Origin of the sequence: Rhizobium sp. GN54 (assembly GCF_021026345.1) — a bacterium.
Taxonomy (GTDB): Bacteria; Pseudomonadota; Alphaproteobacteria; order Rhizobiales; family Rhizobiaceae; genus Mycoplana.
In genome coordinates this window covers 290,886-314,558 of sequence record NZ_JAJNCZ010000003.1, presented here as the reverse complement: position 1 = coordinate 314,558, position 23,673 = coordinate 290,886, and the positions used below count along the sequence as shown (strand labels likewise).

Sequence of the window (23,673 nt, the reverse complement as noted above, 5' to 3'; positions counted from 1 at the left end):
ATGAGCGTGGCGGAGATGCCGGTGGCAAGGCCGGCGCGTGACACGCGGATCGACGTGCTGCGCGCGCTGGCGCTGATCGCGATCTTCATCAACCACGTTCCGGGCAACCTGCTCGAACACCTGACGCACAAGAACTTCGGCTTTTCCGATTCGGCCGAGGCCTTCGTGCTGATCTCGGGCATTTCGGCAGGTCTGGCCTTCGGGGCGACGTTCGTTCCGGGCAAGCGCCTCGCCGTCAGCGTGCGGGTCCTGCGGCGTTCCTTCAGCCTCTATGTCGCCCACGTGATGACGAGCCTGGTCACGTTTGCAATCTTTGCCGGCGGGGCGCTCTGGTTCTCGCGGCCCGACCTCCTGTCCGAGATCAACCTGCGCGCGGTGGTCGACCGGACCGAGGAGGGGCTGCTCGGCATGGTGCTGCTGGGCCACCAGTTTGGCTACAACAACATCCTGTCGATGTATGCGGTCATCCTGCTGATGCTGCCCGGCATGCTGTGGCTGCATGCGCGCAATCCTGCCCTGATGCTGGCGCTGTCCGGGTTGCTGTGGCTTGCCGCAGGCCTCTGGAACATCGCGCCGTCCAATCTCCTGGACGACGGCTACTGGTTCCTCAATCCCTTCTCCTGGCAGTTCCTGTTCGCGATCGGCCTTGCCGCCAGCAGCCGCGCCCGGCAGGGCGCGTTGCCCGAGGCGAACAGGGCGGTGATCGCCCTGTGCTGCGCCTATCTCGCGGTCTCCTTCGTCTGGGTCGTGCTGTCGCTCTGGTGGATCGATACGTCGTTCGGCCTGCCGGCGGTGATCACCGGTTTCGACAAGACCTTCCTGTCGGCGCCGCGGCTCCTGCACGTGCTCGCGCTCGCCTATCTCGTGGCGATGGTCCCCGCACTGTCCGGCTGGCTGGCCCTGCCTGAGGCCCATTCGCTGACGGCGGTCGGCCGCCATGGCCTGGCGATCTTCATCTTCGGGACGATCCTGGCGATGGTCGGCCAGGTGCTGGTGTTCATCTCGGGCAAGAGTGTTCTTGTCGGCACGGTCTACGTGACGGTTGGGATCGGGCTCCTGTTCGCCTATGCGCGCTACCTGGACTGGCTGGCGGGACTGTCGAGGCCGATCGCCGCCAAGGCCGGCAAGCAACCGGCCTGACGCGGCCAAAACCCGGCAGCGGGTTCGCCCTTCTTCCGAATGCGTGAGAGATGCCCGGGCCGATTGCCGGCGCTTGCAAAGCGAAACGCCGCACTCGAAACCGAATGCGGCGCTTGATCGTTGGACGGCTAGGCGCCTCAGGCGGCGGTATGGCTCTTGCGGACGTCCTCGTCGGTGAGGATGCCGCTTGCCCGCAGCAGCGCTGCGAAACGGCCGTTGCTCTGGCTGAGCTCGTGGAAGGTGCCCATCTCGGCGATACGGCCATGGTCGAGGAACAGCACCTTGTCCGCCTCGCGCACCGTCGACAGGCGGTGGGCGATGATGAAGGTGGTGCGGTTCTTGCGCAGGTTGTCGATCGCCGCCTTAACGCGGGCCTCGGTCTCGACGTCGAGGGCGCTCGTCGCCTCGTCGAGCACGAGGATCGGGGCATCCTTGAGGATGGCACGGGCGATCGCGATGCGCTGGCGCTCGCCGCCGGAGAGGCGATTGCCGCGCTCGCCGACACGGGTGTCGTAGCCTTCCTGGCGCGACTGGATGAAGTCGTCGGCCGCCGCGGCCTCGGCCGCATCCATGATCTCGACATCCGTGGCGCCCTCGCGGCCGAGGCGGATATTGTCGGAGATCGAGCGGTTGAGCAGGCCTGCGTCCTGGAAGACGGTGGCGATCGAGCGGCGCAACGACTTGCGGGTTACCGTGGAGATGTCGACGCCGTCGATGAGGATCTGGCCGCTCTTGGGGTCGTAGACGCGCTGCAGCAGGTTGACGAGCGTGGTCTTGCCGGCGCCCGTGGGGCCGACGATCGCGACCGTCTGGCCGGCCTCGGCGGTGAACGAGATGTCGCGGACACCCTGCGTCGCATTGGCGAAGTCGAAGTTGACGTCGCGAAACTCGACCTTGCCGCGGACATCGCTCAGCTCGCCGGCATCGGCCGGCTCCTCGCGGTCCTTGACGGAATCCTCCAGGACGAAGAAGTCCTCGAGCTTGGCGCGCGCCTCGAAGATCTGCTCGGCAAACTGCTTCATCTGGTCCAGGCGACCGATGAGAAGGCCTGCGAAGCCGATAAAGGCGATGACGTCGCCGACGCGCAGCTCGCCGCGCTGGACGAGGACCGTGCCGATCACGAGGATCGTCATCATCGAGATCGTCGAGGCGATGCGGTTCAGCGCGCTTGCGAGCGCCCACCAGTCGAGCACCGGATACTGGGCGTTGATGAGCTGCTGGGCGAACTGCTTCAGCTGCTTCGTCTCGGCCTCGATGCGGTTGTAGCTGTGCACCACCGAGACGTTGCTGATGGAGTCCGACACGTGCGAGAAGACGGTGTGATAGTGGCCCTCGACCGAGGCCTGGCCGTCGCGGGTCTTGTTCATCACCACCTTGCCGATGATGACATAGGCGACACCGAGAACGACGAGCACCAGCGACAGCCGGTAGTCCATGACGAAGGCGGTCGGCACCAGCAGGACAAGCGCGATCGCGGTCGCCAGATGGGTGCGCATGAATTCGAGCCAGAGGCCGAACATGGTCTCGCAGGCGCGCAGCAGCGTGTGCAGCGCGTTGGAGGTGCCGCGCTGGCTGTGCCAGGAGAGCGGCATGGAGATGATCCGTCCGAAGGCTTCCGTGATCAGGCTGGCGCGGCGGCCATGGGCCAGCCGGTCGGCCTCGCGGGCCACCAGGACGAAGGCGATCGTGTTGAACACGCCGAAGCCGGCCCACATCAAAAGCATGGGCGTGACGGCACCCTTCGACGAGATGGCGTCGATGATCTTGCCGAAAAGCACCGGCTCGGCGATGGTGATGACCGCCAGCACGACGTTTGCGACGACGATTGACGACACGCGGAACCGGTATACCGATAGATAGCTTAGCGCCCGCGTGTAAACCTGAAACAACGACACTTCGAAACCCTTTCGCGGTCCTGTATTGTGCACTGCGACAGCCCCTCGGGACGGATGCATGCACACGGTCTGCGGCCGGTCCTCCCCGGGAGGCTCTGTCTGTCGGCCGCATCTTCAGCGATGGCTGAATGCTATTTGCTTGTCGATGAATGGACGCTGAACGGTACGTTGCCAAATCGGCGCAACTTGATAAACGGATCGGCGGCGGGTGTTTTTCCCGCGTCGTGCCCGTTTTGCGAGCAGGGCGCTCGAGTGACAAAATGTATTGGAGGGGCCGCGTGTCCGGTCGATTTTATTATGAACATCAATCTTCTGGCCCAGTTTACGGGCCTGCTCGATGAACTAACGGCACCCGGCGAACTCCTGCCGGAGTTCGAGCGGCTGCTCGACCGATACGGCTTCGACTACTACGTCGTCACGCGCCAGCCGAAGCCTCACGAGGATGTGATGGCCCTGGTGCTGGCGGGGCGCTGGCCTGAGGGATGGCCGGATATCTACGCCCGGAAGAAATACATCGTCATCGATCCGACGGTCCAATATCTCAACCATGCCCATGCCGCCTTCCGCTGGCGCGATTCCCTGACGGCGCTGCATGCCAATCCCCATCGCAAGCGGATGGAGCGGATGATGGTCGATGCGCGTAACAACGGCCTGGAGGACGGCTACACGTTCCCGGTCCACGGACGCCGCGGCCTGCTTGGAAACATCACCGTCGGCGGCAAGCCGGTGGACCTGCATCCGGCCGAGATCGGGCTGTTCGAGAACGTCACCAAGAAGCTCTTCTGGAAGCTGCTGCAGCATGCCGATCCGCAGAAGTCGGCGGCGCTGTCGGCGGAGATCAACCTACACCTGACGCGCCGCGAAATGGAGGCGCTGAACTATCTCGCCGACGGCATGACCTCCCACGAGATCGCCCGCGTGCTGAAGATCTCCAACCACACCGTCGACTGGTACATGAACGGCATCCAGGAGAAACTGAAGGCCAAGAACCGGCACCACGTGGTCGCCCTGTCGTTCCGGCTGGGGCTGATTTCCTGACGGTGCAAATCGTCTGCGTCGGCATAAGGCGGAAATTGAACTTCCGTTTGGGACTCGCTAATGTTTCTTTTCGCGGGTGCAGCATTCCCGCGCCCAAGTCAATGAGGAGTCCGACTTGCCCATATCCAAGATCCTTGTCGCCAACCGTTCCGAGATCGCCATCCGCGTGTTCCGCGCGGCCAATGAGCTCGGGCTGAAAACAGTCGCGATCTGGGCCGAAGAGGACAAACTTGCGCTGCACCGCTTCAAGGCGGACGAGAGCTACCAGGTCGGACGCGGACCGCATCTTGCCCGCGATCTCGGGCCGATCGAGAGCTATCTCTCGATCGAGGAGGTGATTCGCGTCGCCAAGCTTTCCGGGGCGGACGCCATCCATCCGGGCTACGGCCTTCTGTCGGAAAGCCCCGAATTCGCCGAGGCCTGTGCGGCAGCCGGCATCACTTTCATCGGCCCGAGGCCGGAGACGATGCGCCAGCTCGGCAACAAGGTGGCCGCGCGCAATCTGGCGATCTCGATCGGCGTGCCGGTCGTGCCCGCGACCGATCCGCTGCCGGACGACATGGCGGAAGTCGCCCGCATGGCAGAGGAGATTGGCTATCCGGTGATGCTCAAGGCCTCATGGGGCGGCGGCGGCCGCGGCATGCGGGCGATCCGCGACCCCAGGGACCTCGCCCGCGAGGTTACGGAGGCCAAGCGCGAGGCGAAGGCGGCCTTCGGCAAGGACGAGGTCTATCTCGAAAAGCTGGTCGAGCGGGCCCGCCACGTCGAAAGCCAGGTCCTCGGCGATACGCATGGCAATGCCGTGCATCTCTTCGAGCGCGACTGCTCGATCCAGCGGCGCAACCAGAAGGTCGTCGAACGCGCGCCGGCACCTTACCTGAGCGAGGCGCAGCGGCAGGAGCTTGCGGACTATTCGCTGAAGATCGCCCGGGCCACCAACTATGTCGGCGCCGGCACGGTCGAGTACCTGATGGACGCCGATACCGGCAATTTCTACTTCATCGAAGTCAATCCACGCATCCAGGTCGAGCACACCGTCACCGAGGAGGTGACCGGCATCGACATCGTCAAGGCGCAGATCCACATCCTCGACGGCTTTGCCATCGGCACGCCGGAATCCGGCGTGCCCGCGCAGGCGGACATCCGCCTCAACGGCAACGCGCTGCAGTGCCGCATCACCACCGAGGATCCGGAGCAGAATTTCATTCCAGACTACGGGCGCATCACCGCCTATCGCGGCGCCACCGGCTTTGGCATCCGCCTCGATGGCGGTACGGCCTATTCGGGCGCGGTGATCACGCGCTACTACGACCCGCTCCTGGAAAAGGTGACCGCCTGGGCGCCGACGCCGGAGGAAGCGATCCAGCGCATGGACCGGGCGCTGCGCGAGTTCCGTATCCGCGGCGTCGCCACGAACCTGACCTTCCTGGAAGCGATCATCGGCCACCCGAAGTTCCGCGACAACAGCTACACGACGCGCTTCATCGATTCGACGCCGGAGCTGTTCGCGCAGGTGAAGCGCCAGGACCGCGCGACCAAGCTTCTGACCTACCTGGCCGACGTCAGCGTCAACGGACATCCCGAGGCGAAGGGCCGGCCGATGCCGTCCGACGACATCGCCGCACCGGTCGTGCCCTATTCGGAAGGCAATATCGCAGCCGGCTCCAAGCAGAAGCTCGACGAACTCGGCCCGCAGAAGTTCGCCGAATGGGTTCGCGCGCAGAAGCAGGTGCTTCTCACCGACACGACCATGCGCGACGGGCACCAGTCGCTGCTGGCCACCCGGATGCGCACCTACGACATCGCCCGCATCGCCGAGACCTATGCGCGCACGCTGCCGCAGCTGTTCTCGCTCGAGTGCTGGGGCGGGGCGACCTTCGACGTCTCCATGCGCTTCCTCACCGAGGATCCGTGGGAGCGCCTCGCCATGGTTCGCGAGGGCGCGCCGAACCTGCTGCTGCAGATGCTCCTGCGCGGGGCGAACGGCGTCGGCTACAAGAACTATCCGGACAACGTGGTGAAGTATTTCGTCCGCCAGGCGGCGAAGGGCGGCATCGACGTGTTCCGCGTGTTCGACTGCCTGAACTGGGTGGAGAACATGCGCGTCTCGATGGACGCGGTGGTGGAGGAGAACAGGATCTGCGAGGCGGCGATCTGCTACACCGGTGACATCCTGACCTCGGCCCGGCCGAAATACGACCTGAAATACTACACTGCCCTTGCCGCCGAACTGGAGAGGGCCGGTGCCCACATCATCGCGCTGAAGGACATGGCGGGCCTGCTGAAGCCGGCGGCCGCGCGCGTGCTGTTCAAGGCGCTGCGGGAGGCGACCGACCTGCCGATCCACTTCCATACGCACGACACCTCGGGGATCGCGGCTGCGACGGTGCTCGCCGCCGTCGAGACCGGCGTCGACGTGGTGGATGCGGCGATGGACGCGCTTTCGGGCAACACCTCGCAGCCCTGCCTCGGCTCGATCGTCGAGGCGCTGCGCGGTTCGGAGCGCGATCCGGGGCTCGACCCGGAATGGATCCGCCGCATCTCGTTCTACTGGGAGGCGGTTCGTCACCAGTATGCGGCGTTCGAAAGCGATCTCAAGGGGCCCGCCTCGGAGGTCTATCTGCACGAGATGCCGGGCGGCCAGTTCACCAACCTGAAGGAGCAGGCGCGTTCGCTGGGGCTGGAGACGCGCTGGCACGAGGTGGCGCAGGCCTATGCCGACGCCAACCGCATGTTCGGCGATATCGTCAAGGTGACGCCGTCCTCCAAGGTCGTCGGCGACATGGCGCTGATGATGGTCAGCCAGGACCTGACGGTGGCCGATGTCGAGGATCCCGTCAAGGACGTCTCCTTCCCCGAATCGGTCGTCTCGATGCTCAAGGGCGATCTTGGCCAGCCGCCGGGCGGATGGCCGAAGGCGCTGCAGGAGAAGGTGTTGAAAGGCGAGGCGGCCTATACGGACCGGCCGGGCTCGCTCTTGCCGGATGCCGATCTCGACGCCGAGCGCAAGGCGATCGAGACCAAGCTGGAGCGGAAGGTCAGCGACTACGAGTTCGCCTCCTACCTGATGTATCCGAAGGTGTTCACCGACTACGCGCAGGCGGCCGAGACCTACGGGCCGGTCAGCGTGCTGCCGACGCATGCCTATTTCTACGGGATCGCCTCGGGCGAGGAGCTCTTCGCCGAAATCGAGAAGGGCAAGACGCTCGTCGTCCTCAACCAGACACAGGGCGATGTCGACGAGAAGGGCATGGTCAAGGTGTTCTTCGAGCTGAACGGCCAGCCGCGCCCGATCAAGGTCCCCGATCGCAACCGCGGGGCTTCCGGCGCCATCCGCCGCAAGGCCGAAGCCGGCAACACTGGCCAGCTCGGCGCGCCGATGCCGGGCGTCGTCTCGACGGTGGCCGTCGCGGCCGGCCAGTCCATCAAGGCCGGCGACGTGCTGCTTTCGATCGAGGCCATGAAGATGGAGACGGCCCTGCATGCCGAGAAGGACGGCACCATTGCCGAGGTCCTCGTGCGCGCCGGCGACCAGATCGATGCCAAGGACCTGCTGATCGTATTCGGCTGATCGCGGAACTCGCCGGGCGTCCCGAAGGGCGCCCGGCAGCTTCCGGGTGGGGAGATCGCTTGCAGGCCCGGACGTGCGCGGTCATGCGGTGACGATCCGGTTCTCGGGGTTGTCCAAGCGTTGAATGCCGTGCGCGCCGGGCGACTGCTGCGGCGGTCCGGCCATCTTCATCAAGCCAGTGGTTGCCATCGATGACGTTCACCATTCGCAGCGCCGCAGAAGGCGACCTTACCGAGATCGCCGGCATCTATCGCGAATCCGTCCTCAACGGCGTCGCCTCCTACGAGATCGAGCCGCCCACGCTGGACGAGATGCGCGCCCGCTTTTCCGCCATCACGGCGGCGCGCTATCCCTATATCGCCGCCACGGACGCGGACGGGGCAATTCTCGGCTATGCCTATGCCTCCGCCTTCCGCACGCGGCCGGCCTACCGGTGGCTGGTGGAGGACTCGATCTATCTTGCGCCGGACGCGCGCGGGCGCGGCGTCGGCAAGGCGCTGCTGGTGGAACTCGTGGAACGTTGCACGACGCTCGGTTTCAGGCAGATGATCGCCGTGATCGGCGGCGCACACCCCGCCTCGGTCGCGGTGCACCGCGCGGTCGGTTTCGAGCATGGCGGGCTGATGAAGGCGACCGGTTTCAAACACGGCCGGTGGCTCGATACGGTGATCATGCAGCGCGCGCTCGGCGAGGGCGCCTCGAGCGATCCGGCGTCTGACACTTTCCCGGGAAACAGGGACGCCTGACGCGCCCGTCTATTTCTCGACCAGCTTCAGGGCCTTGTCGAAGACCTTCAGCACCTGCTGCAGGTCGCGTCCCCGCTTGAGGATCACGCCGTGGGTGTTGACGACGCTGTAGGCGCCCTGCTTCGACGCCAGCTTCGGGTTCTTCTCGACCCGGAACAGCGGCATCTCGCCGGAGCGCTTGAAAATCGAGAACACCGCCTTCTCATGGGTATGGTCGATCGCATAATCGCGCCACTCTCCCTCTCCGACCATGCGGCCGTAGATCCGGAGGATGGAGTCGAGTTCCTTGCGATGGAAGGTGACCGGAAGCGGGTCTTTGCGGTTGCGGTATTCCCCCAGGTCGACGACGACGCTCGACCCTTGGGACACGGCTTCTCCCGGCGACAAATCCGGTTGATCAGTCATCAGTTCTCCGCACTTCGACAATGACGGTTGGATGACAGTGTGCCTCACCTGAAGGGAATTGCAAGCGCCGGAGGCCGGCGCGCGGTGCCGATATTGCCCAGCGAGCCTGCATCGGCACGAAAAACAGGCAGAAATTTCGCCGGCACCGACAGGTCTCATTTGCGCGGTTGCGGGCCGAATTCGAGACAGCCGGAGGCCCGGAAATGCGGTCTTGTGGCCGGATTTCCACAGAAACGCTCATCGATTTGCACGCGCATATGTCGCCCAAACGCCTGAAAATGCGGGGGAGTTGTCCCGATCCGGGACGTCCGTTAACCAGTACGGCACGGCAAAATGCGCGCTTGCCCCATTTCAGACAAATCCGCGCCCAAATTTTCTAGGAAAGTCACGACGCTGCCCTGCAGCCGAACCGCTTTGCATGTGCGGGAAATCGGTCGGCCACAGGGGCACGCGTCGAAGCTCATCCTGTATTCCGTTGCCGGAAGCTTCGTCAAGGTCCGGCCCGGCGTGTCTTCGAACCCTCAAGCCCCAGCCCCTCGAAGATCCCGGTCCGGACCCCCCCCTTTTTCTTCTCACATCATCGAACTGCCGGAAGGCAGGTTCTACTGCCGGCGTGCCGTCTGCGGCAGCGTCGGCCTGATGACCGTCGCGCCGATAATGGCGCCGGGCGTGTCGCCCGTCTTCATGCGCTGCACGAGGATGGCGCAACCGCCCGTGCCCTTCTGGCTCAGGATGCTGGCCGGCAGGACGAGGGTGGTCTCCTGTCCCTCCCACATGCCGATCGTCTCCATGTCGCGCACCGCATGCCAGTAGGTGACCCTCCGACCGCGGTTCTCGCCTTCCATGATGTCCACGTCCTGCTGATCGTCGAAATAGGCGGCGAAGACGTTCGCCTTGCCGTGGCCGTTGCCGATGCGAATGCGGATCTCGTCCTGGACGATCTCCGCGGAAACCTCGACCGAGAGACCGCGGCCCTGTGCGTTGAGCGTTTCGATCTGGCTGCGGATCTGCCCCAGTTCCCCACCGTTGACATGTGCCCGGCCGTTGATGACGGCCTGCGGGGTGTAGACGCTGCCGCGTCCGAACATGCGGGCATAGTCATACTGGCGTTCGGTGTTCTCCTTGGTCGACAGCGTATCCGTCCAGCCGAGGTAGTTCCAGTAGTCGACATGATAGGCGAGTGCCACCACCCTGCCTTCGCGGATCAGGGTCTCCAGCGCCTTGTCGGCCTTCGGGCAGGACGAGCATCCCTGGCTGGTGAACAGTTCGACAACGCCGATCGGTTGCTGCGTGGCCGCTTCCTGCGCACGCGCGCCGCCGACTGCCGGAAGGATGGCCAGCAGGCTCGCAATGCAACCAATGATAAGCGGTCTGGACATACGGAATTCCGGAGAAAATGCAGGCGAGGTGCCATCGTCGGCGACCGTCATACCCGCTTGCACAGTCAACAGGAAGTCACGATGGAGTGAGACTTCCCTTGCGGGAACTATGCCCCAAAAACAAATGCCGGGGCAATCGCCCCGGCATCGTATCGACTGGAATTCCGGTCGGGATCAGGCGGCGAGGTCGCGCAGAACCGTCTGCAGGATGCCGCCGTTGTTCATGTAGGTGACCTCGTCGAGCGTATCGATGCGGCAGAGGAGCGGAACCTCCTTCACCGAGCCGTCGCCATAGGTGATCCTGGCGATCTTGCGCTCGCGCGGCTTGATTTCGCCCTCGAGGCCGTCGATTTCGACGATTTCGTCGCCCTTCAGGTCCAGACTTGCCCAGGTCGTGCCTTCCTCGAAGACGAAGGGAACGACGCCCATGCCGACGAGGTTGGAGCGGTGGATGCGCTCGAAGGACTGGGCGATCACTGCCTTGACGCCGAGAAGGTTCGTGCCCTTGGCCGCCCAGTCGCGCGAGGAACCGTTGCCGTATTCGACGCCGGCGAAGATGACGAGCGGGACGCCTTCTTCCTTGTACTTCATGGCGGCGTCGTAGATCGACATCTCTTCCTTGGACGGATAGTGGATGGTGTAGCCACCTTCCTTGCCGTTCGGACCGAGCATGTGGTTGCGGATGCGGATGTTGGCAAAGGTGCCGCGCATCATCACCTCATGGTTGCCGCGGCGCGTGCCGTACTGGTTGAAGTCGGCGACGCCGACGCCATTCTCGATCAGGTAGGCACCGGCCGGCGAAGCGGCCTTGATCGAGCCTGCCGGCGAGATGTGGTCGGTGGTGATCTTGTCGCCGAACAGGCCGAGCACGCGGGCGCCCTTGATGTTCTTGATGCCCGCGCCCTTCTTGCCCATGCCGACGAAGTAGGGCGGGTTCTGCACGTAGGTCGACTTGTCGTCCCAGGCATAGGTCTGCCCTGCCGGAACCTGCACGGCCTGCCAGTTTTCGTCGCCCTTGAAGACGTCGGCATACTTGGTGGCGTAGAGTTCGCGGGTGACGTACTTCATGATGAAGTCCTGGATCTCCTTCGACGAGGGCCAGATGTCCTTCAGGTAGACCGGCTTGCCGTCCTTGTCCTCGCCGATCGGCTCCTTGGTCAGGTCCTTCTGGACCGTGCCGGCCAGCGCATAGGCGACGACCAGCGGCGGCGAGGCCAGGTAGTTGGCCTGGACGTCCGGCGAGATGCGGCCTTCGAAGTTACGGTTGCCCGAGAGCACGCCGGCGGCGATCAGGCCCTTGTCGTTGATCGTCTTGGAGATCGGCGCCGGCAGCGGACCGGAGTTGCCGATGCAGGTGGTGCAGCCGAAGCCGACGAGGTTGAAGCCGAGCGCGTCGAGGTCCTTCTGCAGGCCGGACTTGGCGAGGTATTCGCCGACCACCTGCGATCCCGGCGCGAGCGAGGTCTTCACCCAGGGCTTGGTCTTCAGGCCCTTCGCGACGGCGTTGCGGGCCAGCAGGCCGGCGGCGATCAGCACGCTCGGGTTGGAGGTGTTGGTGCAGGACGTGATGGCGGCGATCGCCACGTCGCCATGGCCGATGTCGTAGTCCGTGCCTTCGACGGCATAGCGGTTCGAAAGCTGGCCCGGCTTCTTGTAGTCGTCTTCGAGCGCGGTGGCGAAGTTCGGCGCGATCGTCTCGAGCGGCAGGCGGCCTTCGGGGCGCTTCGGGCCGGCCATCGAGGGCACGACGTCGCCGAGGTCCAGTTCCAGCGTGTCGGTGAAGACGAGGTCGGAGCCGTCGCCGTCACGCCACATGCCTTGTGCTTTCGAATAGGCTTCGACGAGGGCGATCCGCTGCTCTTCGCGGCCGGACATGGTGAGGTAGTTGATCGTTTCGGCGTCGACCGGGAAGAAGCCGCAGGTGGCGCCGTATTCCGGGCCCATGTTGCCGATGGTGGCGCGGTCGGCCAGCGTCATGTTGTCGAGGCCGGGGCCGAAGAATTCGACGAACTTGGAGACGACGCCCTTCTTGCGCAGCATCTGCACGACTGTCAGTACGAGGTCGGTGGCGGTGACGCCTTCCTTCAACTTGCCGGTCAGCTTGAAGCCGATCACTTCGGGCAGGAGCATGGAGACCGGCTGGCCGAGCATGGCCGCTTCCGCCTCGATGCCGCCCACACCCCAGCCGAGAACGCCGAGGCCGTTGATCATCGTGGTGTGGCTGTCGGTGCCGACGCAGGTGTCGGGATAGGCGATCGTCTCGCCGTCCTCTTCCTTGGTCCAGACGGTCTGGCCGAGATATTCGAGGTTGACCTGGTGGCAGATGCCGGTGCCGGGGGGAACGACGCGGAAATTCTTGAACGCCTGCTGGCCCCACTTGAGGAAGCGGTAGCGCTCGCCGTTGCGCTCGTATTCGAGCTCGACGTTGCGGGCGAAGGCGGTTGCGGTGCCGAATTCGTCGACGATGACGGAGTGGTCAATGACGAGGTCGACGGGCACGAGCGGGTTAATCTTCTCCGGATCGCCGCCGAGCGCCTTGATGCCGTCACGCATGGCGGCGAGGTCGACGACGGCGGGAACGCCGGTGAAGTCCTGCATCAGCACGCGGGCCGGGCGGTAGGCGATCTCGCTCTCGACCAGGCCCTTGTTCGAAAGCCAGGCGGCGACGCTCTCGATGTCCTTCTTCGTGACCGAACGGCCGTCTTCGTTGCGCAGCAGGTTCTCGAGCAGAACCTTCATCGAATAGGGAAGCTTCGAGACGCCGGCAAGGCCGTTCGCTTCTGCCTTCGGCAGGCTGTAGTAAACATAGTCGACGCCGTCGACCGTGAGGGTCGAACGACAGTTGAAGCTGTCTAGGGACTTGGACATTTATACCCCGTCTCGTCTGATCGCCAAAAGCTGACGTACGAACGCCCGTGCGCTTGAGAAGCGCGAAATGGGATGCGGGTGCGGTCATTTCCGCTGTCCGTACGCGGAAATCATTCCGGGTTCGGCGCAAGGATGATATTCACGCCGACCGCTGGCGTGTTGCGGGCCTTATAGATAATTTCTAAGGAACGATCCAGAGGACCGGTGTAAGGATCGGAAGAATTTTTTGCAGTGCGGCCAAGGTCGCAGAGGGAAAGTGGACAGATGCGCCTCGTTGCCGAGCGCCTGAGTGCAAGACGGGGCGAAGACCTGATCTTCCGGGACATCTCCTTCGACATCGGCGCCGGCGAGGCGCTGGTGGTGAAAGGTCCGAACGGGTCGGGCAAATCAACATTGCTGCGCGTCGTGGCCGGCCTGCTACCGCGGGAAACCGGCAAGGTCAGGCTTGTCGGCGAGGGTGACCACGCGTTCGAGACGGTCGCATCCGCCTGCCACTATCTCGGCCACCGCAACGCGATGAAGCGCGAACTGACGGTGGAGGAGAACCTGCGCTTCTGGAAGGACTTCGCCGGTGATTCGGCCGGCGACTCCGGCATCGGCATCGACGCGGCGGCCGACGCCGTCGGCCTCGGTGGCATCGTGCACCTGCCCTTCGGCTATCTCTCGGCCGGCCAGCAGCGACGGATGGCGATGGCGAAGCTGCTCGTCGCCTGGCGGCCGGTCTGGATCCTCGACGAACCGACGGCGGCGCTCGATGCGGCTGCCGAGACGATGTTTGCCGGCCTCGTGAAGGCGCATCTCTCTCGCGGCGGGCTGGCGATCGCCGCGACGCACCAGCCGCTCGGACTTGGAGCGGTGAAGGAGTTGCACATGGCGGGGTTTGCCGAGGCTTCTGCGGAGGCATGGGCGTGAGGATGGCGATATCCGTAACCCCCCTCTGCCCTGCCGGGCATCTCCCCCTCAAGGGGGGAGATCGGATAGCCGCCACGCTCTGCCCTCAAGCAGCCGATCCGTTTGGCGCAACGACGAGGCAACGGATTTTGACAGCAAGACGCAGCAATCGTTTCGGCCAACGGTGGTACTCCTTGCCGATCTCCCCCCTTGAGGGGGAGATGCCCGGCAGGGCAGAGGGGGGGACGCTCCCTGCGCCAATCCGGGCAGTGCGGCGCGACAATCGGTTGCCCGAACGGAACATGCACCCATGACCGCGCTTCTCGTCCGCGACCTCAAGCTTGCCGTGCGCGCCGGGGGCGGGGCGATGATCGGGGTCCTGTTCTTCATGACCGTGGTCGCCGTCATTCCCTTCGGCGTCGGGCCGGACCTGAACCTGCTTGCCCGCATCGGCCCCGCGATCCTGTGGATCGGGGCGCTGCTGGCCGCTCTGCTCGGTCTCGACAGGCTGTTCCAGGCCGAACGCGAGGACGGTTCGCTCGACCTCATCCTGATGCAGGAGACGCCGCTGGTGCTGACGGTGCTGGTCAAGTGCCTGGCGCACTGGATCGCGACCGGGCTGCCGCTGGTGATCGCCTCGCCGCTCCTGGCGCTGTTCATGAACATGGACGCGCCGGCGATGGCGGCGACCATGCTGACGCTTCTCGTCGGAACGCCGGCGATCACCTTCATCGGGGCTGCGGGTGCGGCCGTCGCCGTGGCGCTGCCGCGCGGCGGGCTGCTCGTCTCCATCCTCGTGCTGCCGCTTGCCATCCCGGTGCTGATCTTCGGCGTCAGCGCCGTCTATGCCGCCGTGCAGGAGCCCGCGCCATTCCTGCCGCCGTTCCTGTTCCTGACCGCGCTGACGCTCGTCTTTGCCGTCATCGGCCCGGTCGCCGCCGCCGCGGCACTTCGCGCATCGACGGATTGACGCAAATGTGATTGATGGCGGTCAATTGCAGCGATGGGGCGAAAGCGGTAGATAGAGCCCATGAGCGAACAGAGCCTGGCCATCCGCAAGTTTTCCGATCTCGCCAACCCGACCCGGTTCCTGGCGTTGAGCGCGATCGTCTGGCCATGGATGGCGGCGGCGACGGCGCTGTTTTTCGCCATCGGCCTCTATCTCTGTTTTTCGACCGTCGGCGACTACCAGCAGGGCGAGACGGTGCGGATCATGTACATCCACGTCCCCGCCGCCTGGCTGTCGATGATGTGCTACTCGGTGATGGCGCTCTCGGCGCTCGGAACCCTCGTCTGGCGGCATCCGCTCGCCGACGTCTCGGCGAAGATGGCCGCGCCGATCGGCGCCTGTTTCACCTTCATCGCGCTCATCACCGGTTCGCTGTGGGGCAAGCCGATGTGGGGCACCTGGTGGGTGTGGGACGCGCGGCTGACCTCGGTGTTCGTGCTCTTTCTGATGTATCTCGGCCTGATCGCGCTGAACCGCGCGGTCGACGATCCGACGCGGGCGGCCAGGGTGAGCGCCATCCTGATCCTCGTCGGTTTCGTGAACATCCCGATCATCAAGTTCTCGGTCGACTGGTGGAACACGCTGCACCAGCCGGCCAGCGTCATCCGCCTCGACGGACCGACGATCGACCCGGAATTCCTGCGCCCGCTCGTTGTCATGGCGATCGCCTTCACGCTGCTGTTCTTCACGCTGCACATCCTTGCGATGCGCAACGAGATCCTGCGCCGGCGCGTGGCGACCCTGCGGCGGCTGGCCGCGCGCGCCGCCGGGCATGGCGCGGCTGCCCGCGAGGAGACGCTGCGATGAACCATGCCACCTATGTCGCCGCCGCCTATGCGGCCGCCTTCCTGACAGTTGCCGCCCTCATCCTCTGGGTCTGGCTCGACGGCCGCGCGCGCCGGCGCGAACTGGCGGCGCTGGAGGCCGCCGGCATCCGCCGCCGCTCTGCCGGAGAGGCGAGATGAGCGTGCCGGCAGACGAAAAGGCGGCGCAAGCAAGGCCGTCCGGATCGCGCACGCGCGTGCTGCTGGCGCTGTTGCCGCTGGCGATCTTCGTGGCGCTGGCGGCGATCTTCTTCTTCCAGCTGCGCTCGGGGCGCGATATCTCGGAGATCCCGTCGGCGCTGATCGGCACGAAGGCGCCGTTCCGCGATCTGGAACCCCTGGCGGGGGCGATGCGCGACGGCGTTGCGATCCCGGCGCTGGGCACCGAGACGACGAAGGGCAAGCTGACCCTCGTCAATTTCTGGGCGTCCTGGTGCGTACCCTGCCGGCAGGAGCATCCGGCGATCATGGCGCTGTCGCAGGATCCGCGCCTGACCGTCGTCGGCGTCAACTACAAGGACGGCAACGAGAACGCGCTGCGCTTCCTCGGCGAGCTCGGCAATCCGTTTGCCGCCATCGGGCTGGACCCGAACGGCAAGATGGCGATCGACTTCGGGGTCTACGGCATTCCGGAAAGCTATCTCGTCGGCCCAGACGGCACGATCCTCTACAAGAAGGTCGGTCCGTTCGACGAGAACAGCCTGAGGAACGGACTGATGCCGGCGATCGAGAAGGCACTGGGCGCACCCGCACAGGCGGGCTGACCGTCAGGTGGCAGGGCTGGCCGCGCTGTCGGCCGCCCCTGCCGTCCTCAGGGCGTCTTGGTCTCTGCCGGTTCGGCCGAATACTTCATGATCAGCGGCATCTGGGCGAGCGTGAAGAGGATGGTGATCGGCATCGTGCCCCAGACCTTGAAGGCCACCCAGAAGTCCGTCGAGAACTGGCGCCAGACCACCTCGTTCAGCACGGCGAGCACCAGGAAGAACAGGCCCCAGCGCAGCGTCAGCTTGCGCCAGCCCTCGTCGGTCAGCTTGAAGGCGGCGTTGAAGACGTAGCCGAGCAGCGGCTTGCCGAAGGCAAGGCCGCCGAGCAGGATCGCGCCGAACAGCGTGTTGACGATGGTCGGCTTCATCTTGATGAAGGTGTCGTTCTGCAGCCAGAGCGTCAGCGCGCCGAAGACGAAGACGACGATGCCCGAGACCAGCGGCATCATCGGGAGCGTCCGCGTCAGCACCCAGGAGACGACAAGCGCGGCCGCCGTGGCTGCCATGAACAGGCCGGTGGCGATGAAGATCGGGCCGCCGAGCTCGGCAAGGGCGGGGAAATGCCCCGCCAGCCATTCGCCGCGCGAATTGGCGAAGAAGAAGACGACGAGGGGCCCAAGTTCCAGCACCAGCTTCAGCGCCGGGCTGATCTTGGGCTTGCCGGCGTCGTCCAGCGTCTCGATGATCCTGTCGTTGCTCATGCCTCAACCCCTGCAATCGCCTGCGCGAAATCCTTCGCCTCGAACGGTTCGAGATCTTCGATCCCTTCGCCGACGCCGATGAAATAGACCGGCAGCTTGTGCTTGGCGGCAATCGCCACCAGGATGCCGCCGCGTGCCGTACCGTCCAATTTTGTCATGATCAGGCCGGAGACGCCGGCGACGTTGCGGAAAATTTCCACCTGGTTCATCGCGTTCTGGCCCGTCGTGGCGTCGAGCGTCTGCAGCACGGTGTGCGGCGCGTCCGGATCGAGCTTGCCGAGCACGCGGACGATCTTTTCCAGTTCCGCCATCAGCTCGGCCTTGTTCTGCAGCCGGCCGGCGGTGTCGACGATGAGGACATCGCTCTTCTTTTCCTTCGCCTGCTCATAGGCCTCGTAGGCGAGGCCGGCGGCGTCGGCGCCGAGCTTGGAGGAGACGATGTCGGAGCCGGTGCGCTCGGCCCAGATCTTCAGCTGTTCGATCGCAGCGGCGCGGAAGGTGTCACCCGCGGCCATCATCACCTTCAGGCCGGCGCCCGACAGCTTGGCTGCGAGCTTGCCGATCGTCGTCGTCTTGCCCGTGCCGTTGACGCCGACAACGAGGATGACGTGCGGCTTGTGCGAAAGATCGAGTTCGAGCGGCTTTGCGACGGGCTCGAGCACCTTGGTGATCTCGCCGGCCATGATGCGGCCGACGTCCTCGCCGGTGACGTCCTTGCCGTAGCGCTCGGCGGCGAGCGTATCGGTGATGCGCAGCGCCGTCTCGACGCCGAGGTCGGCCTGGATCAGGAGATCTTCCAGATCCTGCAGCGTCGCATCGTCGAGCTTGCGCTTGGTGAAGAGGCTGGCGATCTGGCCGGTCAGTTGCGTCGAGGTGCGCGCCAGGCCGGCGCGCAGGCGCTGGAACCAACTGAGCCTTGGGGCGGGTGCCGCAGGCTGTTCCTTCGGCTTGTGGTCGGCCGTGGAGAAGCCCTTCGGCAGCACCGGTTCGGGGCGGCTTTCCTCGGCGACGTCCGGCTCGGCCGGCTTCGTCTTTCTTGCCTTGGGTTTTACGGGCCTTGCCGGGGGTGCGACGGGTTCGTCGGCGGGCACGGGCGAGGGTTCGGAAAGCGCCGCCTCCGCATCGGCATCGGCCGCCCGGAAGTCGTCGTCGGTCGCCGCAGCGTTCGCTGCTGCTTCGGCTGCCTCGATCTCCTCATGGGCGTGCTCGACGCCGCCGAGGCCGATATTGACCAGTTCGGCGGCGCGGATCGCCTCCGCCTCGGGGGTCAGCGCCGTTTCCGGCTCCCCTGCGGCTTCCCCGGCTTCACCGGCAGGCCCGGCCAGGTCCGGTGCCGGGCCGCCGGCCGTCTCGATCTCCGGCGCGATCACCTCGTCGGGCGCCAGGGGCAGCGAGTGGGTGACCGGCGGGAGCGGGTAGATGTCGACCTGCGGCTCGCGATGATGTGCCGCCTCGGGATTGGCAGCCTCGGCCTCCTCGAGCAGGAGATCATGCTCGCCGGCAGGTTCGACCGGTGCGGCGTCGAGCGGTGCCGACTGCGGAAGACCGGCGTCCTCGACCTGGGGGACCGGAGCGGGCTTTACGGCCTCCTCATGCGTTTGTGGCGCAGGGGCTGCGTCCTTGCCGAAGGTGAAGACTTTCTTGATGAAGCCGAAGGCCATGAATGATTTCCGCTAGTTGCGAACGGATGCGGGGTCTGCCCGCACGGTCAGGTGCTTGCCATTGTGGCCGGTGACGACCACCGAAACAAGTTCACGCGGGACAAGGCCTGCGGCATCGGCCAGCGTGAAGTTCTCCGTATGCGCCAGTCCGTTGTTTTCGACAAGGATCGTTTGCCGGCTTCCCACCATGGCGGAGAGATGGGCCAGTTGCAGCTTTTGTCCAGTCTCGCGCAGGCGCGCGGCGCGCTCCTTGACCAGCGTCCGGTCGAGTTGCGGCATGCGTGCCGCCGGCGTGCCGGGCCGGGGGCTGTAGGGGAAGACATGCAACTGCGCGATGCCGCATGCCTCGGCGAGTGTCGCACTCCGCTCCGCCATCTCCGCCGTCTCGGTCGGAAAGCCGGCGATCATGTCGGCGCCGAAACTGATCTCCGGCCGGAGGCTGCGCGCCTCGCGACAGAAATCGATCGCGTCCCGGCGAGAATGCCGCCGCTTCATCCGCTTCAGGATCAGGTCGTCGCCGTGCTGCAGGGACAGGTGCAGATGGGGCATGAAGCGCGGCTCGTCGGCGATCAGGTCGAAGAGATGGCTGTCCGCCTCGATGCCGTCGATGGAGGAGAGCCTGAGCCGGAGGATATCCGGCACCTGCTTCAGGAGCGTCTTTGCCAGCAGGCCGAGGCTCGGCTGCCCGGGGAGGTCGGCGCCGTAGCTCGTGGCGTCGACGCCGGTCAGCACGATCTCGCGGTAGCCGCCGTCGACGAGCCTGCGCGCCTGGTCGACGATCGCGCCCATCGGCACGGAGCGGGAATTGCCGCGACCATAGGGGATGATGCAGAAGGTGCAGCGGTGGTCGCAGCCGTTCTGGACCTGGATGAAGGCGCGCACGTGGCCGTCGATCGCCTTGACCATCTGCGGCGCGGTCTCGGTCACGCCCATGATGTCGTTGACGCGGACCTTCTCTTCCGCCGAGACGCCGAAATCCGGCAGGGACCGGTAGGAGGCGCTCCGCAGCTTTTCCTCGTTGCCGAGCACGGCGTCCACCTCCGGCATGCCGGCAAAGGTTTCCTGCTCCGTCTGCGCGGCGCAGCCGGTGACGATGATGCGGGCATGGGGATTGTCGCGGCGGGCGCGGCGGATCGCCTGGCGGGCCTGGCGCACGGCCTCGCCGGTGACGGCGCAGGTGTTGACGAGGATGGCGTTGTTCAGCCCCGCCTTCTCGGCCTCGCCGCGCATCACTTCCGATTCGTAGGTGTTGAGACGGCAGCCGAAGGTTATGACCTCGACGCCGCTCAAAGCGCGGCCGCTCCGCCTTCGGCCCCGTCGCGCCGCCAGGTCCCGGTTGCGGGATCGACGGTGCCGGACCACTCCCATTCGGCGGGCCCGGTCATGATCACGTGGTCGTCGCTCTCGCGCCACTCGATGTCGAGCGTGCCGCGGTTCGGGCTGCTGGCGACGGTGACGGCGACCTTGCGCCCGGTGCGGCCCGTCCGGGCGCCGCTGACGGCGGCGGCGCAGGCGGCGGAGCCGCAGGCGAGCGTCAGCCCGGCGCCGCGCTCCCAGGTCCGCGTCGTCATCGACGAGCGCGAGGTGACCTCGGCGAGCGTGATGTTGGCCCGTTCGGGGAAAATCGGATGGTTCTCGAGCAGCGGGCCGAAGCGGGCGAGGTCGAAGGACATCACGTCGCGATCGACCCAGAAAATGGCGTGCGGATTGCCCATCGACATGGCCGAGGGCGAATGCAGCACGGGATCGTCGATCGGGCCGATCTGCAACTCGATACGGCGGGTGTCGAAGAACTCCTCGGAAAGTGGGATCCTGTCCCACTCGAAGACGGGCTTGCCCATGTCGACGGAGATCGTGCCGTCCTCGTGCTCCACCGCATTCAGGATGCCGGCGACGGTCTGGAAAGCGAAGGCCTTCCTGCCGGTTTCTGCGGCAAGCGCCTGGACGACGCAGCGCGTGCCGTTGCCGCAGGCCTGCGCCTTGCTGCCGTCGCAGTTGAGAATGTCGATGAAGGCGTCGGTGCCGTCCGCCTTCGGATCGTGGATCGCCATGATCTGGTCGAAGGCGGTCTCGGCGTTCGCGGTGAGCGCGACCGCCGCCTCCGACGTCACCCGGTCGGTGCGGCCGCGCATGTCGACGACCAGGATCTTGTTGCCAAGCCCGTTCATCCTCGCGAATGCGACAAAGTCTGCCATGTTGCCCATCCCGTCGGGCGCCGATTGCCCGCTTTCCGGCGTATATGGCGGAATTGCAGGGAAATTACCAGTGGCAGGCGAGCCTATCCGGCCTCAGGCAAAGCTCTCTTCCACCAGGGCATGCACCCGGTTGAAGGCGGCCCTGGCGCCCTCGGCCACCCTGATCTCGTCTTCTTCCGACAGGGGCAGCGTGTTGTAGGCGGAAACGAAATTGCGCCAGTGCAGGCCGCGGCCGCTCGGATGGCCGGCGAGATGCCGTGCGCCGTCCTCTTCCGACAGGCCGAGCTTGATCGCTTCCTTCAAGAGGAAGGCGGCGCCGAGGTTCGACCCTTCGGCGACGTAGACCCAGCCGAGCGCCGTCGGCAGGTCGAGCGCGCCGTTCCGGCCGGCGATGTCGGACGGCTCGTTGCCGGTGACGTCGCGGATATCCTGCCTGATCGCCTCGAAGCGGCAGCGGTCGGCAAGGCCCGGCAGCAGCCGGTTCAGTTCCGGCGCGGCATAGAGCGGGGCGACATCGGTATGGAAGCCGTGCTGCACGGACAGAAACCGTGCGTATCGTTCCTTGGTCGCGAAGGGCTCGGCGGCCATGATGCGCTTGTCGAGACGGTCGTGCGTGGCTTCCGTCATCGCCTTCAGACGCTGGATGCGGGTGGCTTCGGCGGGATTTTCCAGTTCGGTCTGCATTTCTTTCCCCAAAAACTCATGAATTAGCGTATCAAGCAAATGTGAGCATCTTTCGTCAAGGCGGGAGTTCGAGGACGCATGCTGTTCTGCCGGTTCCGGCGCATTTTCGGCCTCCATCCTTGACTTCGGCGCAGCTTTCCTGTTTATCCGCGCCATCTGCGACAAGTTCAGACACTTGAAGCCGCCGACCGGGACCCGAGAAGGTATAAAGCGATCCCGGAGGTCAACACCCGACAGCGCTATGCGCCCTCGGGTGGTTTTTGGCTTTGCGTCTTGTTTTCGTCGCAGAGTGCACCGACGTTTCCGGGAAGCCGGAAACCAGAAGGACGACGCGATGTTTGAAACACTCCAGGACCGCCTTGGCGCCATCTTGAATGGGCTGACAGGCCGCGGTGCGCTCTCCGAGGCCGACGTCTCGGCGGCGCTGCGCGAGGTCCGTCGCGCGCTCCTGGAAGCGGACGTGGCGCTGGAAGTGGTCCGCTCCTTTACCGATGCGGTGCGCGAGAAGGCGGTCGGCGCGGAAATCCTGAAGTCGATCAAGCCCGGCCAGATGGTCGTCAAGATCGTGCATGACGAGCTGGTCTCGATGCTCGGCTCCGAGGGCGTCTCGATCGACCTCAATGCGGCTGCGCCCGTCGTCGTCATGATGGTGGGCCTGCAGGGCTCGGGCAAGACGACCACCTCGGGCAAGATCGCCAACCGGCTGAAGACGCGCGACAAGAAGAAGGTCCTGATGGCCTCGCTCGACACGCGCCGTCCGGCCGCGCAGGAGCAGTTGCGCCAGCTCGGCGTCCAGACCGGCATCGACACGCTGCCGGTTATCGCCGGCCAGTCGCCGACCGACATCGCCGCCCGCGCCGTGCAGGCGGCCAAGCTCGGCGGCCACGACGTCGTCATCCTCGACACCGCTGGCCGCACCCATATCGACGAGCCGCTGATGATCGAGATGGCGGAGATCAAGCGGAATTCCAACCCGCACGAGATCCTGCTCGTCGCCGACGCGCTGACCGGCCAGGACGCCGTCAACCTCGCCCGCAACTTCGACGATCGTGTCGGCATCACCGGCCTCGTGCTGACCCGCATGGACGGCGACGGCCGCGGCGGCGCGGCGCTTTCCATGCGCGCCGTCACCGGCAAGCCGATCAAGCTGATCGGCGTTGGTGAGAAGATGGGCGAGCTGGAGGAGTTCCATCCCCGCCGCGTCGCCGACCGCATCCTCGGCATGGGCGACATCGTCTCGCTCGTCGAGAAGGCGGCGGAGAACATCGACGCCGAGAAGGCGGCCGCCATGGCCGCCAAGATGGCCAAGGGCAAGTTCGACCTCAACGACCTCGCCGACCAGCTGCGCCAGATGCAGAAGATGGGCGGCATGGGCGGCATCATGGGGCTGATGCCCGGCATGGCCGGCATGAAGGACAAGATGGCCGCCGCCGGCCTCGACGACAAGATGTTCGGGCGCCAGATCGCCATCATCTCGTCGATGACCAAGGCCGAGCGCACCAATCCCGACCTTTTGAAGCACTCCCGCAAGAAGCGCATCGCGGCCGGCTCCGGCACCGATGCGGCCGACATCAACAAGCTTCTGAAGATGCACCGCCAGATGGCGGACATGATGAAGATGATGGGCGGCAAGAAGGGCGGCGGCATGATGAAGCAGATGTTGGGCGGCCTTGCCGGCAAGATGGGCCTCGGCGGCGGCATGGGCGGGATGCCCGACCTGTCGAAGCTCGACCCGAAGCAACTGGAAGCCCTGCAGAAGCAGGCGGAAGCCGCCGGCATCAAGCCGGGCGGCGGCCTGCCGGGCCTCGGCGGCAATGGCGGGCTTCCGGGCCTTCCCGGCAAGTTGCCCGGTCTCGGTGGCGGATTCCCGGGCCTTCCCGGCCTGCCGAAGAAGAAGTGAGG

General features: G+C 65.5%; 19 protein-coding genes. 10 read left to right on the top strand and 9 right to left on the bottom strand.

The window, feature by feature from the left end; genetic code table 11:
* Complete coding sequence (locus tag LQK81_RS10770; protein ID WP_230806176.1) at positions 1-1,140, top strand: OpgC family protein; 1,140 nt, start codon at positions 1-3, stop codon at positions 1,138-1,140.
* A 137-nt stretch (positions 1,141-1,277) separates the two neighbouring features.
* Here the strand turns inward: LQK81_RS10770 and LQK81_RS10765 are convergent, their stop codons facing one another.
* Positions 1,278-3,035, bottom strand: a complete 1,758-nt coding sequence (locus LQK81_RS10765; protein WP_230806175.1) for a glucan ABC transporter ATP-binding protein/ permease — start codon at positions 3,033-3,035, stop codon at positions 1,278-1,280.
* A 297-nt stretch (positions 3,036-3,332) separates the two neighbouring features.
* On the opposite strand from LQK81_RS10765, the gene LQK81_RS10760 reads away from it, so the two are divergent.
* From LQK81_RS10760 to LQK81_RS10750, 3 genes are all read left to right on the top strand, one after another.
* On the top strand, positions 3,333-4,073 hold the full coding sequence (locus LQK81_RS10760) for a LuxR family transcriptional regulator (RefSeq protein WP_230806173.1): 741 nt from the start codon (positions 3,333-3,335) through the stop codon (positions 4,071-4,073).
* Positions 4,074-4,188: 115 nt separating this feature from the next.
* Positions 4,189-7,644, top strand: coding sequence for a pyruvate carboxylase (gene pyc, locus LQK81_RS10755; protein ID WP_230806171.1), 3,456 nt, complete (start codon positions 4,189-4,191; stop codon positions 7,642-7,644).
* A 191-nt stretch (positions 7,645-7,835) separates the two neighbouring features.
* A complete protein-coding gene (locus LQK81_RS10750) occupies positions 7,836-8,390 on the top strand; it encodes a GNAT family N-acetyltransferase (RefSeq protein WP_230806170.1) in 555 nt (184 codons plus the stop codon).
* A 9-nt stretch (positions 8,391-8,399) separates the two neighbouring features.
* On the opposite strand, the gene LQK81_RS10745 is transcribed toward LQK81_RS10750, so the two are convergent.
* The 3 genes from LQK81_RS10745 to acnA all read right to left on the bottom strand — a co-directional run bounded on the left by LQK81_RS10745 (position 8,400) and on the right by acnA (position 13,042).
* A complete protein-coding gene (locus LQK81_RS10745; RefSeq protein ID WP_230806168.1) occupies positions 8,400-8,795 on the bottom strand; it encodes a DUF2794 domain-containing protein in 396 nt (131 codons plus the stop codon).
* Between the two features lie 602 nt (positions 8,796-9,397).
* Positions 9,398-10,174 (bottom strand): DUF1223 domain-containing protein, encoded by a 777-nt coding sequence (locus tag LQK81_RS10740; RefSeq protein WP_230806166.1) that lies wholly within the window; start codon positions 10,172-10,174, stop codon positions 9,398-9,400.
* 174 nt (positions 10,175-10,348) lie between these two features.
* Positions 10,349-13,042 carry an aconitate hydratase AcnA gene (gene acnA / locus LQK81_RS10735; RefSeq protein WP_230806164.1) on the bottom strand — a complete coding sequence of 898 codons (2,694 nt, stop codon included), beginning with the start codon at positions 13,040-13,042 and terminating at the stop codon, positions 10,349-10,351.
* 264 nt (positions 13,043-13,306) lie between these two features.
* Here acnA and ccmA point away from each other — a divergent pair, with 264 nt between their 5' ends.
* The 5 genes from ccmA (at position 13,307) to LQK81_RS10710 (ending at position 16,530) form a co-directional block, all read left to right on the top strand.
* Positions 13,307-13,954, top strand: a complete 648-nt coding sequence (gene ccmA / locus LQK81_RS10730; RefSeq protein ID WP_230806162.1) for a heme ABC exporter ATP-binding protein CcmA — start codon at positions 13,307-13,309, stop codon at positions 13,952-13,954.
* Between the two features lie 289 nt (positions 13,955-14,243).
* The gene (gene ccmB / locus LQK81_RS10725; protein WP_230806160.1) at positions 14,244-14,903 is read left to right on the top strand and encodes a heme exporter protein CcmB; all 660 of its coding nucleotides are present in this window, start codon (positions 14,244-14,246) and stop codon (positions 14,901-14,903) included.
* A 60-nt stretch (positions 14,904-14,963) separates the two neighbouring features.
* The gene (locus LQK81_RS10720; RefSeq protein ID WP_230806158.1) at positions 14,964-15,749 is read left to right on the top strand and encodes a heme ABC transporter permease; all 786 of its coding nucleotides are present in this window, start codon (positions 14,964-14,966) and stop codon (positions 15,747-15,749) included.
* Positions 15,746-15,907, top strand: coding sequence for a heme exporter protein CcmD (gene ccmD / locus LQK81_RS10715; RefSeq protein WP_230806156.1), 162 nt, complete (start codon positions 15,746-15,748; stop codon positions 15,905-15,907). The genes LQK81_RS10720 and ccmD overlap by 4 nt, the downstream gene beginning before the upstream one ends.
* Entirely contained in the window at positions 15,904-16,530 is a 627-nt protein-coding gene (locus tag LQK81_RS10710; RefSeq protein ID WP_230806154.1) for a DsbE family thiol:disulfide interchange protein, read from the top strand. Before ccmD ends, LQK81_RS10710 begins: the two co-directional genes overlap by 4 nt.
* Positions 16,531-16,577: 47 nt before the next feature.
* Here LQK81_RS10710 and LQK81_RS10705 read toward each other — a convergent pair whose 3' ends face one another.
* The 5 genes from LQK81_RS10705 to LQK81_RS10685 all read right to left on the bottom strand — a co-directional run bounded on the left by LQK81_RS10705 (position 16,578) and on the right by LQK81_RS10685 (position 21,771).
* The gene (locus LQK81_RS10705) at positions 16,578-17,231 is read right to left on the bottom strand and encodes a septation protein A (protein WP_269064825.1); all 654 of its coding nucleotides are present in this window, start codon (positions 17,229-17,231) and stop codon (positions 16,578-16,580) included.
* Positions 17,228-18,892: a signal recognition particle-docking protein FtsY gene (gene ftsY / locus LQK81_RS10700; RefSeq protein WP_230806152.1), complete on the bottom strand. Its 1,665-nt coding sequence runs from the start codon at positions 18,890-18,892 to the stop codon at positions 17,228-17,230. Before ftsY ends, LQK81_RS10705 begins: the two co-directional genes overlap by 4 nt.
* 12 nt (positions 18,893-18,904) lie before the next feature.
* The gene (mtaB, locus tag LQK81_RS10695; protein WP_230806150.1) at positions 18,905-20,182 is read right to left on the bottom strand and encodes a tRNA (N(6)-L-threonylcarbamoyladenosine(37)-C(2))-methylthiotransferase MtaB; all 1,278 of its coding nucleotides are present in this window, start codon (positions 20,180-20,182) and stop codon (positions 18,905-18,907) included.
* A complete protein-coding gene (dapF, locus tag LQK81_RS10690; protein WP_230806148.1) occupies positions 20,179-21,087 on the bottom strand; it encodes a diaminopimelate epimerase in 909 nt (302 codons plus the stop codon). Before dapF ends, mtaB begins: the two co-directional genes overlap by 4 nt.
* A 93-nt stretch (positions 21,088-21,180) precedes the next feature.
* Entirely contained in the window at positions 21,181-21,771 is a 591-nt protein-coding gene (locus LQK81_RS10685) for a biliverdin-producing heme oxygenase (protein ID WP_230806146.1), read from the bottom strand.
* Positions 21,772-22,105: 334 nt separating this feature from the next.
* On the opposite strand from LQK81_RS10685, the gene ffh reads away from it, so the two are divergent.
* Entirely contained in the window at positions 22,106-23,671 is a 1,566-nt protein-coding gene (gene ffh / locus LQK81_RS10680) for a signal recognition particle protein (protein ID WP_230806144.1), read from the top strand.
* The last annotated feature ends 2 nt before the right edge of the window (positions 23,672-23,673 follow it).

Excerpts from the sequence above, each read along its gene's own strand:
- LQK81_RS10685 (WP_230806146.1), bottom strand. The coding sequence starts at position 21,771 with ATGCAGACCGAACTGGAAAATCCCGCCGAAGCCACCCGCATCCAGCGT.
- LQK81_RS10745 (WP_230806168.1), bottom strand. The coding sequence starts at position 8,795 with ATGACTGATCAACCGGATTTGTCGCCGGGAGAAGCCGTGTCCCAAGGG.
- acnA (WP_230806164.1), bottom strand. The coding sequence starts at position 13,042 with ATGTCCAAGTCCCTAGACAGCTTCAACTGTCGTTCGACCCTCACGGTC.
- dapF (WP_230806148.1), bottom strand. The coding sequence starts at position 21,087 with ATGGCAGACTTTGTCGCATTCGCGAGGATGAACGGGCTTGGCAACAAG.
- LQK81_RS10710 (WP_230806154.1), top strand. The coding sequence starts at position 15,904 with ATGAGCGTGCCGGCAGACGAAAAGGCGGCGCAAGCAAGGCCGTCCGGA.
- ffh (WP_230806144.1), top strand. The coding sequence starts at position 22,106 with ATGTTTGAAACACTCCAGGACCGCCTTGGCGCCATCTTGAATGGGCTG.
- ccmB (WP_230806160.1), top strand. The coding sequence starts at position 14,244 with ATGACCGCGCTTCTCGTCCGCGACCTCAAGCTTGCCGTGCGCGCCGGG.
- LQK81_RS10720 (WP_230806158.1), top strand. The coding sequence starts at position 14,964 with ATGAGCGAACAGAGCCTGGCCATCCGCAAGTTTTCCGATCTCGCCAAC.
- LQK81_RS10740 (WP_230806166.1), bottom strand. The coding sequence starts at position 10,174 with ATGTCCAGACCGCTTATCATTGGTTGCATTGCGAGCCTGCTGGCCATC.
- LQK81_RS10760 (WP_230806173.1), top strand. The coding sequence starts at position 3,333 with ATGAACATCAATCTTCTGGCCCAGTTTACGGGCCTGCTCGATGAACTA.
- ftsY (WP_230806152.1), bottom strand. The coding sequence starts at position 18,892 with ATGGCCTTCGGCTTCATCAAGAAAGTCTTCACCTTCGGCAAGGACGCA.
- ccmD (WP_230806156.1), top strand. The coding sequence starts at position 15,746 with ATGAACCATGCCACCTATGTCGCCGCCGCCTATGCGGCCGCCTTCCTG.
- LQK81_RS10750 (WP_230806170.1), top strand. The coding sequence starts at position 7,836 with ATGACGTTCACCATTCGCAGCGCCGCAGAAGGCGACCTTACCGAGATC.
- LQK81_RS10705 (WP_269064825.1), bottom strand. The coding sequence starts at position 17,231 with ATGAGCAACGACAGGATCATCGAGACGCTGGACGACGCCGGCAAGCCC.
- ccmA (WP_230806162.1), top strand. The coding sequence starts at position 13,307 with ATGCGCCTCGTTGCCGAGCGCCTGAGTGCAAGACGGGGCGAAGACCTG.
- LQK81_RS10770 (WP_230806176.1), top strand. The coding sequence starts at position 1 with ATGAGCGTGGCGGAGATGCCGGTGGCAAGGCCGGCGCGTGACACGCGG.